The sequence below is a fragment of the Streptococcus infantis genome (genome assembly GCF_047464615.1).
Classification (GTDB): domain Bacteria; phylum Bacillota; class Bacilli; order Lactobacillales; family Streptococcaceae; genus Streptococcus; species Streptococcus infantis_Y.
Map to the genome: position 1 here is coordinate 1 of NZ_JASHBO010000014.1, position 12,398 is coordinate 12,398.

Sequence of the window (12,398 nt, forward strand, 5' to 3'; positions counted from 1 at the left end):
TATTGTAAACTATATTGATTATTACAACAACAAACGAATTAAGGTAAAACTAAAAGGACTCAGTCCTGTGCAATACAGAACTAAATCCTTTCAATAATTATTTGTCCAACTTTTTGGGGTCAGTACATAATACGAAAAGCTCTTTTTTCTTTTTCTCTTTGATTACTTCAAAAACTAGAAACGGCAGTAAAAGTAGCAATAAACTGGCAATGATTTGCGGTCTAATCGACAATCCAATCAGAGACAACAGAGCTCCTACGATGTATTTTCTATCGAATAATAAAAGTATCCCTGCTGTAGACAACAAATAAGCAATTACTGAAAACGAGAAATACTTCATCAAAATCATTTGAAGTATAACAAGTAGGGGAAGAACAAAATAAAGTTTCTTCCTGAAAAAAGAATCCAAGTATACACTAAAGCTCAAGCAAAAACTGAGGGATAGGAAAATAAAATAAACATTCCAAGTTGTAAACAATTGCTGAAGAAATACTAGAGCAGATGACAACATAATCCCAATGTAGGGAAGCAACATATTATCACCAGATAGTATAGTTTGATTGACCATGATATCATCTACGACTGGATATTCAAAGCCTTTCATCAATCTATATCCATAAAAAATAAAAAATGGTAGCACAATCAAACCAATGCGAATCATTCTATCTGTGATTTGTTTTTGGGTCATGGAAAATTCTCTCTAAAATTATGATTACTTTATATTCTATCATATTTCAATCAAAAAATCTGTTGAATCAATGCAAATCTCCCCAACCACTCCATTTGAATTTTCCTTACAAAACCAGTATAATGATAGAATACAAAAATTCTAGGAAGAGAGTCAGATGAATCAATCAGTTTCAAACTTGAAATTAGCTGAGCGAGGTGCTATTATTAGCATCTTGACCTACCTTTTCTTGTCAGCAGCTAAGCTAGCAGCAGGACACCTCCTTCACTCGTCCAGTTTGGTGGCGGATGGTTTCAACAACGTTTCTGATATCATCGGAAATGTTGCCCTCCTCATAGGGATTCGATTGGCCCGACAGCCAGCAGATAGAGACCATCGTTTTGGTCACTGGAAAATCGAGGACTTGGCAAGTCTCATCACTTCAATCATCATGTTCTATGTTGGTTTTGATGTTCTTCGCGATACGATTCAAAAGATTATCAGTCGCGAAGAAACTGTGATTGACCCACTGGGAGCGATTTTGGGAGTGGTTTCTGCAGTGATTATGTTTGGAGTCTATCTCTACAACACTCACCTCAGCAAGCAATCCAAATCTAAAGCACTGAAAGCAGCTGCTAAGGACAATCTATCAGATGCCGTCACCTCACTTGGAACCACCATCGCCATCCTAGCCAGCAGTTTTAACTTCCCTCTCGTGGATAAATTGGTTGCCATCGTTATTACCTTCTTTATCCTCAAAACTGCCTACGATATCTTTATCGAGTCATCCTTCAGCCTTTCAGATGGTTTTGATGAGCACTTGCTCGAAGATTACCAAAAGGCTATCATGGAAATCCCTAAGATTAGCAAGGTCAAATCACAACGGGGTCGTACTTATGGAAGTAATATTTATCTAGACATTACTCTCGAGATGAATCCAGACCTCTCCGTTTTCGAAAGTCACAAAATTGCAGATCAGGTTGAATCCATGTTATCAGAACGCTTTGGCGTCTTTGATACCGATATTCATATCGAACCAGCACCGATTCCTGAAGATGAAATTCTAGATAATGTCTATAAAAAATTGCTCATGAGAGAGCAACTAATTGACCAAGGAAATCAATTGGAAGAATTACTGGCTGAAGATTTTATTTATATTCGCCAAGACGGACTAGAACTAGACAAGAAAGCCTATAAGGAGGAAAAAGAATTAACCTCTGCTATCAAGGAACTTCACTTGACGTCCATTAGTCAGAAGACAAAACTCATCCGCTATCAGATTGGTGACACCATCCATACAAGTATCTGGCGCAGACATGAAACTTGGCAAAATATATTCCATCAGGAAACGAAAATTGAAAAAGACTAAAGAAAGAGGCCGAGATAAATCTCGACCTCATTTTTTTTACTTATTTTGCTACGCTCTTAGCAAGAACGAAGTTTCCAAGTGTAGCCGAACCATTACCTGCAACAGCTGGTGTCACGATATAGTCGCGTACATCCGGAACTGGTAGGTAACCATTGAGTAAGGATGTGAATTTCTCACGCACACGGTCAAGCATGTGTTGTTGGGCCATAACCCCACCACCAAATACGATAACGTCTGGACGGAAAGTTACAGTTGCGTTTACTGCTGCTTGAGCGATATAGTAGGCTTGAACATCCCATACAGAGTTGTTAAGTTCGATGTTTTCACCACGAATTCCTGTACGAGCTTCTAAGCTTGGACCAGCCGCAAAGCCTTCCAAACATCCTTTGTGGAAAGGACAAACACCGTTGAATTCTTTTTCAATATCCATTGGGTGTTTAGCCACATAGTAGTGTCCCATCTCAGGGTGACCCACGCCACCGATAAACTCACCACGTTGGATAACACCAGCTCCGATACCTGTACCGATTGTGTAGTAAACCAAGTTTTCGATTCGTCCACCTGCGTTATTACGTGCTACTACTTCACCGTAGGCAGAACTGTTTACGTCTGTTGTGAAGTACATTGGAACGTTTAGAGCGCGACGGAGGGCACCAAGCAAGTCCACATTTGCCCAGTGAGGTTTTGGAGTTGTTGTGATAAAGCCATAAGTCTTTGAGTTTTTGTCAATATCAATGGGACCAAATGAACCAATTGCAAGACCTGCAAGATTATCAAATTTTGAAAAGAACTCGATGGTTTTATCGATTGTCTCGATAGGAGTTGTTGTTGGAAATTGTGTTTTTTCTACAATGTTAAAGTTTTCATCACCGACAGCACAGACAAATTTTGTACCGCCCGCTTCCAAGCTTCCGTATAATTTTGTCATGATAAACCTCTAGTTTTTATTTTCTCTATTATAGCATATTTCAAGGAGGAAAGTTGCCCTATATTTTAGTTTTTCCTCTGTAAATTTTAAGATTCAATCAAAAACGAACAAACATGACATTTGTTCGTTTTTTTGTTTTATTAAATCGACAGTAGTATACTCAATGAAAATCAAAGAACAAACTAGGAATCGAGCTGCAGGCAGTACTTGAGTACGGCAAAGCGAGTATGACGCAGTTTGAATTTGATTTTCGAAGAGTATTAAGCTTTAACTTCGATGATTGCATCTCCCTTAGCAACTGATCCAGAAGCAACTGGATTTACTGAAGCAAAGTCTGCAGTGTTTGTCACGATAACCATTGTTGTATTATCAAGGCCTGCAGCAGCAATCTTAGCTGAGTCAAATGTTCCAAGAACATCTCCAGCTTTAACCTTGTCACCTTGAGCAACTTTTTGGTCAAATCCTTCACCGTTCATTGAAACAGTGTCGATACCCACGTGGATCAAGATTTCAGCTCCGTTTGCAGTTTTCAAACCATAAGCATGTCCTGTTGGGAAGACGATTGTCACTTCAGCATCAGCTGGTGCATAAACAACATCTTGACTAGGTTTTACAGCGATACCTTGTCCCATAGCTCCACTTGAGAAGACTGGGTCATTAACGTCTGAAAGAGCAACGACGTCACCAACGATTGGTGTTTGGATGACACCTTCGCTAGGTGCAACAACAGTACCAGTTACTGCTTCGTCAGCCAAACGTTCAGTTGTAGCTTCTGAAGCCACTTCTGCTTCATCTTCATAACCAAACATGTAAGTAAGAGCAAAACCAAGAGCGAATGATACAGCTACCATAAGAAGGTATTGTGGAAGTTGTCCGTTACCAATGTAAAGCATTGTACCAGGGATGATTGTGATACCATTACCAGTACCAGCAAGTCCAAGGATAGATGCCAATCCACCACCGATTGCACCAGCAATCAATGAAAGGAAGAATGGTTTACGGAAACGCAAGTTAACCCCGAAGATAGCAGGCTCAGTAATACCTAGGAAGGCAGAAAGAGCAGCTGGGAAAGCAAGTGTTTTAAGTTTAGGATTTTTAGTTTTCACACCAACGGCTACTGTCGCAGCACCTTGAGCAGTCATGGCAGCTGTGATGATAGCGTTGAATGGGTTAGCATGGTCAGCAGCAAGCAATTGAACTTCAAGCAAGTTGAAGATGTGGTGAACACCTGATACGACGATTAATTGGTGAACTCCACCAATCAAGAAACCACCAAGTCCGAATGGCAAGTTAAGAATTGCTTTAGTTCCAATGAGGATGTAGTTTTCAACAACGTGGAAGACTGGTCCGATAACAAACAATCCAAGAATTGACATTACAAGGAGTGTTACGAACGGTGTTACCAAGAGATCAAGTACATCTGGAACAACCTTGCGAACTGCTTTTTCAAACTTAGCTCCGACAACCCCGATAATGAAGGCTGGAAGAACTGAACCTTGCAAACCTACAACTGGGATAAATCCGAAGAACTGCATTGCAGTTACTTCACCACCAGACGCAACAGCCCAGGCATTTGGAAGTGAACCAGAAACGAGCATCATACCAAGAACGATACCAACGGCTGGGTTACCACCGAATACACGGAAGGTTGACCAAACAACCAAACCTGGCAAGATGATGAAGGCTGTGTCAGTCAAGATTTGAGTGTAAGTTGTCACATCTTCTGGAAGTGTCATTCCAAGAGCATTCAAGAGACCACGAACACCCATGAAGAGACCAGTTGCTACGATAACTGGAATGATTGGAACAAAGACGTCACCAAAAGTACGGATGGCACGTTGGAACCAATTTCCTTGTTTAGCAGCTTCTGCCTTCATCTCATCCTTAGATGTCGTTGGCAAACCAAGAGCTACGACTTCGTCGTACATCTTGTTTACTGTACCTGTACCAAAAATGATTTGGTATTGACCTGAGTTAAAGAAAGCACCTTGAACTTTTTCCAAGTTCTCGATAGCATCTTTGTTGATCTTCGCTTCATCTTTCACCATAACACGAAGGCGAGTCGCACAGTGGGCTACACTGTTAACGTTCTCACGTCCACCCAAGGCTTCGATGACTTTTTTTGCAATTTCTGTATTGGTCATTTGCAAAAATCTCCTTATAAAAAAATTTGTTCTTGTTTGAAAGCGATTTTACTCGCCTCACGAATACTATTCTATCACGTTTAAAAAATATGTCAAGCGTTTTGCAGAAAAAATTTTGCTATTTTTTATTTTTTGATTGTTTTTGCTATTTTTTTCATCAACACAGCCATAACACCCTCTAAAATCAAGGTTTTTACTTTAAAGTTTTCAAAAACTTCCATATTTTCATCATTTTTCATAAAATTACGTTCCTAGATTCTGTCAATCGTTTGACATTTTTTTCTTTAATTTAGTGTAAAAGACTTGCTTTTTTATAAGGAAACGTTTACTATTAAGATAGTAGAATTTATGGAGGAAATAGAAATGGAATGGACTACTGAACGTCGTTACAGACGTTATGAAGATTGGACACAAGAAGAAAGAAAAGAAATCCAAGAAAAGATGGCGCAATCCCCATGGCATGTCAGCTATCACATTGAACCAAAGGAAGGACTTCTCAACGATCCAAACGGTTTTTCTTATTTTGATGGTAAGTGGATTGTCTTTTACCAAAACTTCCCCTTTGGAGCAGCCCACGGCTTGAAATCTTGGGTTCAACTTGAGAGTGATGATTTGGTGCACTTTACTGAAACAGGTGTTAAAATCTTACCTGATACTCCACTGGATAGCCACGGCGCTTACTCAGGATCTGCTATGCAGTTTGATGATCAATTGTTCCTATTCTATACAGGAAATGTCCGTGATGAAAATTGGGTACGCCACCCTTATCAGATTGGTGCCTTGATGGATAAGGATGGAAATATTAAAAAGATTGATAAGGTCTTGATTGATCAACCTGCTGATGCTACTGACCACTTCCGCGATCCACAGATTTTCAACTTTAAAGGACAATACTACGCTATCGTTGGTGGTCAAGACTTGGAGAAAAAAGGTTTTGTTCGTCTCTACAAAGCGGTCGATAACGATTATACAAACTGGCAAGAAGTTGGTGATCTTGACTTCAACAATGACCGTACTGCCTATATGATGGAGTGCCCAAATCTTGTCTTTGTTGGAGAACACCCCGTCCTTCTCTACTGTCCACAAGGTTTGGATAAAAAGGTTCTTGACTATGACAACATCTATCCAAATATGTATAAAATCGGTGCTTCCTTTGATCCTGAAAATGCTCGTATGGTAGATGTGTCTGAACTACATAACCTCGATTATGGGTTTGAAGCATACGCTACTCAAGCATTCAATGCTCCTGATGGACGTGCCCTGGCAGTTAGCTGGCTTGGTTTGCCAGATGTGTCTTATCCATCTGATCGTTTTGATCACCAAGGGACTTTCTCATTGGTCAAGGAACTTACCATTAAAGATGGCAGACTCTATCAGTATCCTGTAGCTGCTATCAAAGAACTCCGTGCTTCAGAAGAGGAATTTTCAAATCGTTCTGAAACCAAAAACACCTACGAGCTCGAGCTTAACTTAGAAGCTAATAGTCAAAGTGAAATCGTTCTTCTTGCTGATAAAGATGGCAAAGGACTCTCTATCAATTTTGACCTTGTCAATGGTCAAGTTACCGTTGACCGCAGTCAAGCAGGTGAGCAGTATGCTCAAGAATTTGGAACTACTCGCTCATGTTCAATCGACAATCAAGCTACTACTGTAAATATCTTCATCGATAATTCAGTTTTTGAAATTTTCATCAATAAAGGAGAAAAAGTATTTTCTGGTCGTGTCTTCCCTCATGAAGATCAAAATGGAATCCTCATTAAATCTGGAAACCCAACTGGAACATACTACGAATTAGAATATGGTCGCAAAACTAACTGATGTCGCAAAATTAGCTGGCGTCAGCCCTACTACTGTTTCACGTGTTATCAATAAAAAAGGTTATCTGTCTGAAAAAACTATTCAAAAGGTCAATGAAGCTATGCGTGAATTGGGCTATAAACCCAACAACCTAGCTCGTAGCCTCCAAGGGAAATCAGCCAAGTTAATTGGGTTGATTTTCCCAAAAATCAGCCATGTTTTCTATGCTGAATTGATTGACAAACTGGAGCACGAACTCTTCAAAAACGGCTATAAGACCATCATCTGTAATAGTGAGCACGATTCGGAAAAAGAACGTGAGTATCTTGAAATGCTAGAAGCCAACCAAGTAGATGGTATTATCTCTGGCAGTCATAACTTGGGGATTGAAGACTACAATCGCGTTACGGCTCCAATCATTTCTTTTGACCGAAACCTATCACCAGACATTCCTGTCGTTTCCTCTGATAACTATGCTGGTGGAGTCCTTGCAGCTCAAACTTTAGAGAAAACTGGAGCCAAGTCTGTCATTATGATTACAGGTAATGACAACTCCAATTCACCAACTGGACTTCGTCATGCTGGTTTTGCTTCAATCTTACCCAAGGCTCCCATTATCAATGTTTCCAGTGACTTTTCACCCCTTCGAAAAGAAATGGAAATCAAAACTATCTTAAGCAAGCAAAAACCAGATGCTATTTTCGCATCAGACGATTTAACAGCCATCTTGGTTATGAAGATTGCTCAGGAACTTGGTATCTCTGTTCCAGAACAACTTAAGGTTATCGGTTATGATGGAACTTATTTCATTGAGAATTTCTACCCTCACCTCACTACCATTAAACAACCCTTGGAAGAAATTGCTCGCCTGACAGTTGATTTACTACTTCAAAAAATCGAAGGAAAAGAAGTTGCCACAACCGGTTATTTCTTACCAGTCAGCCTCTTACCAGGTAAAAGTATTTAAACAAAAAGAGTCTGAGACAAAATAGTTCTCAGACTCTTAATTTAGTATACTATCAATAAATAATATTATAGAAGCAATAATAACTATAATTTTACCTATTTGGATAAGCTTATTTTGAGATTTAAATATATTTTCTAATAAAAATATTTGGATCACACACATTATAGGAATTAAATTTTTTGAAATTGAGAAGTACCCAAACAAATAGACTATAAATAATAAAAATAAAACTATATTGTATTTCTTATTCAAAACAGTTATCACCAATTGCCTTAATTCCCAAAATAGTAGACCCCATGTCAACTACAGTATTTCCAAATTTTGTAGCTGAAGCCACCTCATTAGCATGAACAACTGAAACACCTTCTGTAAGTGCTATATTCAATATTACTGTACTAAGTAATGCAACACTTACCATTTTTATTTTTTTATTCATAATCAAAAATCCTCCTCTCTATATTTTTTTGATTACCAATCTTAATAATTTACAGTTATATTATAATAAAAATCAAAGCGTTATCAATGCATACATCTTGTTTTTTTGAACAAAAATAGAAAAACTGTCAAACACTGTCGTTGAATTAAGAAACTCAAATACGATTCTGTATTTGAGTTTCTTTTATTTAAAAAAACAGTAAAAAGCGCAAAAAATCAAACCAGTCTGAGTTTTTCTTATGATCTTAAGTTTTTCAAAAGAGTTTGGGCTTTTTCTAAATTAAAAGTTTTTTCAGCAATCAAGCTTTCTACTAGCTTAGGTACTTCTTTCTCTGTAGCTCCTGCTAAAAGTGCTAGAGATTTTGCTTGAAGTTTCATGTGTCCATGCTGGATCCCTGTGCTGACCAAAGCTTTAAGTGCTGCAAAGTTTTGAGCGAGACCAATCGAAACGATAATTTGAGCCAATTCTTTGGCAGATGGATGACCAAGCAACTCATGACTGAGTACGACTCGAGGATTAAGACCAATTGATCCACCCTTGGTAGCAACCGGCATCGGCATGGTCATCTCTCCAATTAGCTCTTCTGTTTCCAAATCCATAGTCCAACGACTAAGACCTTGATAGACACCATCGTGGCTCGCATAGGCATGCGCTCCCGCTTCAATAGCACGCCAATCATTTCCAGTAGCAATCAAGAGAGCATCAATTCCGTTAAAGATTCCCTTGTTGTGAGTCGCTGCACGATAAGGATCGGCTTGGGCAAACTGGCTGGCTAAAACCATTTTTTCTGCCAACTCACGCGCCTCATCCTTCTGTCGGCTCAAATAACGAAAAGCAATCCGACAAGTTGCTGTTACTAACGAATCAGTTGCGTAGTTGGATAGGATCCCCATTAAACTTTGCCCTTGACTGAGAGCCTCTAGACTTGGTTTTAAAGCTTCAAGCATGGTATTGAGCATATTAGCTCCCATGGCTTCCTGAGTATCGACATGGAGATAAACCACTAAAAAGTCAGCCTCACCAGAAATTTTTTCAACTGTTAGCTCTCTAGCTCCACCACCACGTTTGACAATAGAAGGATAGGCTTGGTTTGCTTGTTCCAGCAATTCCGCCTTTTGACTCAAAATAGCCTGGCAAGCTCGCTCTCTATCCGGAACCTGATAAAGAGCAACCTGACCTATCATTTGTCGCTGATGAACTTGAGCTGTAAAACCTCCAGCACGTTTGATAATCTTACTGGCAAAACTAGCTGCAGCAACTACAGATGGTTCTTCGGTCACATAGGGAACTGTGTATTCTTGACCATTTACCAGAACTTCTGGAACGATTGAGTATGGAAGTGAGAAGGTTCCTACTACATTTTCACTCAATTGGTCCGCTACTGCTAGACTGAGATTTTCATTCTGCTCAAGACTTTCTTGGGCTTCCATAGAAGTAAGCGCCTGAGACTTAACTAGCTCTAGGCGCTCTTGAATTGATTTTTTAGCAAATCCATTCCAATTTTTTTTCATTATTTTTCAACCTTGCTGTAGCGACGTTGGTGGTCTACAATCTCAACAAGGGCATAGTCTTGCCCTTCATAACCTGACATCGTTGCTGATCCAGACTCATCTAATTGGGCTTCCTCAAAGAAGATTCGTTCATAATCAGCTACGCTCAATGCTTGACGTTGGTCTAGCAACTCTAAGCGATTTTTCCGCAATTGCTTTTCAAAACCTTCAACCAATACTACACTAAAGAACTCAGATACAGCACCACTACCATAGCTGTAGAGAGCAATCTTATCCCCAGCTTTGAGACTATCAGAATTTTCAAGAAGAGACAAGAGACCTAAGAAGAGTGAACCTGTATAAATGTTCCCAACTTTTTGGCTATAAATAATAGATTCATCAAAGTGCTTTTGAAGCAAGTCCTTCTTCTCTTGAGGCAAGGATTTGTCGAGAATTTTCTTCAAACCCTTGAGAGCTAGCTTTGGATATGGCAAGTGGAAACATACAGCTTCAAAATCGTCCAAGTTACAGTCATAACGCTTTTGGTACTCTTCCCAAGTCGTTTTCAAACTATCAAGATACTGCTGTGTTGAGTAGACTCCATTTACAAATGGTGTCGTTGAATAATTTGGACGCCAAAAGTCCATGATATCACGAGTCTGCGCAACGTTATCGTTGTTGAAGACCATAACACGTGGATTTTGGCTAATCAACATGGCAACACAACCTGCTCCTTGAGTTGGTTCCCCAGGAGTTTCAACACCATACCTTGCAATATCACTGGCTAGTACCAAAACTTTTGATTTTGGAGAATTTTCTACGTGTAACTTAGCATAGTGAAGGGCCGCAGTCGCACCATAGCAAGCTTCTTTGATTTCAAAACTACGAGCAAAAGGTTGAATTCCAAGTAGACCGTGTACAAAAACCGCAGCCGCCTTACTTTGATCGACTCCAGATTCTGTCGCTACGATAACCATATCAATCTCTTGCTTCTCTTCTTCAGTCAGGATAGAATTTCCTGCACTGGCAGCCAAGGTAACAATATCCTCTGTTAAAGGAGCAATACTCAATTCTTTTAAAAGGAGTCCTTTACTCAATTTTTCAGGATCAGTCCCTCGAGCTTCTGCTAAATCTTGTAATTTCAAAACGTATTGACTGGTCGCAAAACCAATCTTATCAATACCGATTGTCATATTTACCTCTATTTTTATCATTCATTGTAAAAAATCGTTCACCTCTATTTTATCACAATTGAAGTCAAAAGCACGAAAAAAGACTTGATTCCCCAAATCAAGTTTGCTCATAAATTTAAGTATCAGACTTTAATCAAGCAAGGTCCTAGCATAAACCGATCAGCACAAAAAAATCGAGTCTTAGCTAGCTCGATTCTTTTTGAGATAATGATACAATTTCAACAGAACTGTCCCACTGGCCATTCCAATAGAGATAACGAGAGCTAGCATCATGACTAACATGGCACTAGAAATGGCATGACCGTAGTCACCTGTAACGAAGAAGGATGTGGTTCGATAGGACAGATAACCTGGCACTAGCGGCGCCAATATTGCCAGAGCAAAAACAACCGCTGGTGTCTTATAGAGGATACTCATAATTTGGCTGACACAAGAACCAATCACCGCAGCAATAAAGGTTGCCAAAATAACATTGGTTGGTTCCTTGAGTATCAGATAGAGTAGCCAGATAGACATTCCTAAAACTCCACCAGGGATAAGCATGGAACGCTGGACATTTAAAACGATTAAAAAGGTAATAATGGCAAGCAAACTTGCCAGAGCTTGCAATAAAAATGTTGTTAGTGTCATATTAGTTCATGAGTAAGAGGGCGACTGATGTTCCAGCCCCTAAGGCAAGGGTGATCAGCAAGGATTCAAACATCTTGCTCATACCAGAGTTGATATGATTGGTCATAATATCTCGAACAGCATTAGTCAGGGCAATTCCAGGTACAAAAGGCATGACCGCACCCGCAATCACCAAATCAGCTGTCGACGGCAAGCCAGAATAGCGCGCCCAAAATTGTGCAATCAAACCAAAGACAAGTGCTCCTGCGAAAGCAGTCATAAAAGGGATACGAATAAACTTCTCTACATAGAGAGAGCAAGTAAAAGCAAACAAGGTCGCCACTCCTGCTCCGATGGCATCGTAGACATTCCCACCAAACATGATTGAAAAGAAAGGAGCACTGAGGGTCGCTGCAGCAGTTAGTTGAACATTGGTATAGGGAGATGCCTTGGCATTCAATTCCTTTAGTTGGATAAAGGCTGTCTCCAAATCAAGCTGTCCTGATACAAGCTGCCGTGAAATCTGGTTGACATCACACACCTTCTCAATATTATAAGCAGAGGAGGTCACTCGCTTCATACGAGAGATATTTGTATTTTCAATGGAGAAAAAAATGGCGGCAGGCATGGCTAAAACATTACAATCCATAATGCCCTGTGAATGAGCAATCCGAATCATAGTATCTTCAACACGATAAATCTCAGAACCATTACGGAGTAAAATCGTTCCTGCCAGCATGATGACATCAATAACTGCATTCAGTTTTTTTGATTCTTCCATGTTTCCCTCCTTTTTCA

The 12,398-nt window shown here is 39.7% G+C and carries 12 protein-coding genes; 4 read left to right on the top strand and 8 right to left on the bottom strand.

The window, feature by feature from the left end; translation table 11 throughout:
• A partial coding sequence (locus QM450_RS08465) for an IS3 family transposase (RefSeq protein WP_174720586.1) occupies positions 1–97 on the top strand: 97 nt, incomplete at its 5' end.
• On the opposite strand, the gene QM450_RS08470 is transcribed toward QM450_RS08465, so the two are convergent.
• A complete protein-coding gene (locus QM450_RS08470) occupies positions 98–688 on the bottom strand; it encodes a hypothetical protein (RefSeq protein WP_414320286.1) in 591 nt (196 codons plus the stop codon).
• A gap of 157 nt (positions 689–845) precedes the next feature.
• Between QM450_RS08470 and QM450_RS08475 the strand changes: the two genes are divergently transcribed.
• Positions 846–2,036, top strand: a complete 1,191-nt coding sequence (locus QM450_RS08475; protein ID WP_414320287.1) for a cation diffusion facilitator family transporter — start codon at positions 846–848, stop codon at positions 2,034–2,036.
• 40 nt (positions 2,037–2,076) lie between these two features.
• On the opposite strand, the gene scrK is transcribed toward QM450_RS08475, so the two are convergent.
• Together scrK and QM450_RS08485 are read right to left on the bottom strand one after the other, a co-directional pair.
• Entirely contained in the window at positions 2,077–2,964 is an 888-nt protein-coding gene (gene scrK / locus QM450_RS08480) for a fructokinase ScrK (protein ID WP_371607603.1), read from the bottom strand.
• A 260-nt stretch (positions 2,965–3,224) separates the two neighbouring features.
• Positions 3,225–5,108 carry a sucrose-specific PTS transporter subunit IIBC gene (locus QM450_RS08485; protein ID WP_414275775.1) on the bottom strand — a complete coding sequence of 628 codons (1,884 nt, stop codon included), beginning with the start codon at positions 5,106–5,108 and terminating at the stop codon, positions 3,225–3,227.
• Between the two features lie 363 nt (positions 5,109–5,471).
• Here QM450_RS08485 and QM450_RS08490 point away from each other — a divergent pair, with 363 nt between their 5' ends.
• Together QM450_RS08490 and QM450_RS08495 are read left to right on the top strand one after the other, a co-directional pair.
• Complete coding sequence (locus tag QM450_RS08490) at positions 5,472–6,926, top strand: sucrose-6-phosphate hydrolase (RefSeq protein WP_414275774.1); 1,455 nt, start codon at positions 5,472–5,474, stop codon at positions 6,924–6,926.
• Entirely contained in the window at positions 6,907–7,872 is a 966-nt protein-coding gene (locus QM450_RS08495; RefSeq protein ID WP_414275773.1) for a LacI family DNA-binding transcriptional regulator, read from the top strand. The genes QM450_RS08490 and QM450_RS08495 overlap by 20 nt, the downstream gene beginning before the upstream one ends.
• A 244-nt stretch (positions 7,873–8,116) precedes the next feature.
• Here QM450_RS08495 and QM450_RS08500 read toward each other — a convergent pair whose 3' ends face one another.
• The 5 genes from QM450_RS08500 to QM450_RS08520 form a co-directional block, all read right to left on the bottom strand.
• Positions 8,117–8,308: a hypothetical protein gene (locus QM450_RS08500; protein WP_414275772.1), complete on the bottom strand. Its 192-nt coding sequence runs from the start codon at positions 8,306–8,308 to the stop codon at positions 8,117–8,119.
• Between the two features lie 236 nt (positions 8,309–8,544).
• Complete coding sequence (locus QM450_RS08505; RefSeq protein ID WP_414274068.1) at positions 8,545–9,819, bottom strand: hydroxymethylglutaryl-CoA reductase, degradative; 1,275 nt, start codon at positions 9,817–9,819, stop codon at positions 8,545–8,547.
• Positions 9,819–10,991 (bottom strand): hydroxymethylglutaryl-CoA synthase, encoded by a 1,173-nt coding sequence (locus QM450_RS08510; protein WP_153225031.1) that lies wholly within the window; start codon positions 10,989–10,991, stop codon positions 9,819–9,821. Before QM450_RS08510 ends, QM450_RS08505 begins: the two co-directional genes overlap by 1 nt.
• A 180-nt stretch (positions 10,992–11,171) precedes the next feature.
• Positions 11,172–11,621 (bottom strand): threonine/serine exporter family protein, encoded by a 450-nt coding sequence (locus QM450_RS08515; protein WP_049503410.1) that lies wholly within the window; start codon positions 11,619–11,621, stop codon positions 11,172–11,174.
• A 1-nt stretch (position 11,622) separates the two neighbouring features.
• A complete protein-coding gene (locus tag QM450_RS08520; protein ID WP_281335347.1) occupies positions 11,623–12,381 on the bottom strand; it encodes a threonine/serine exporter family protein in 759 nt (252 codons plus the stop codon).
• Positions 12,382–12,398: the final 17 nt, after the last annotated feature.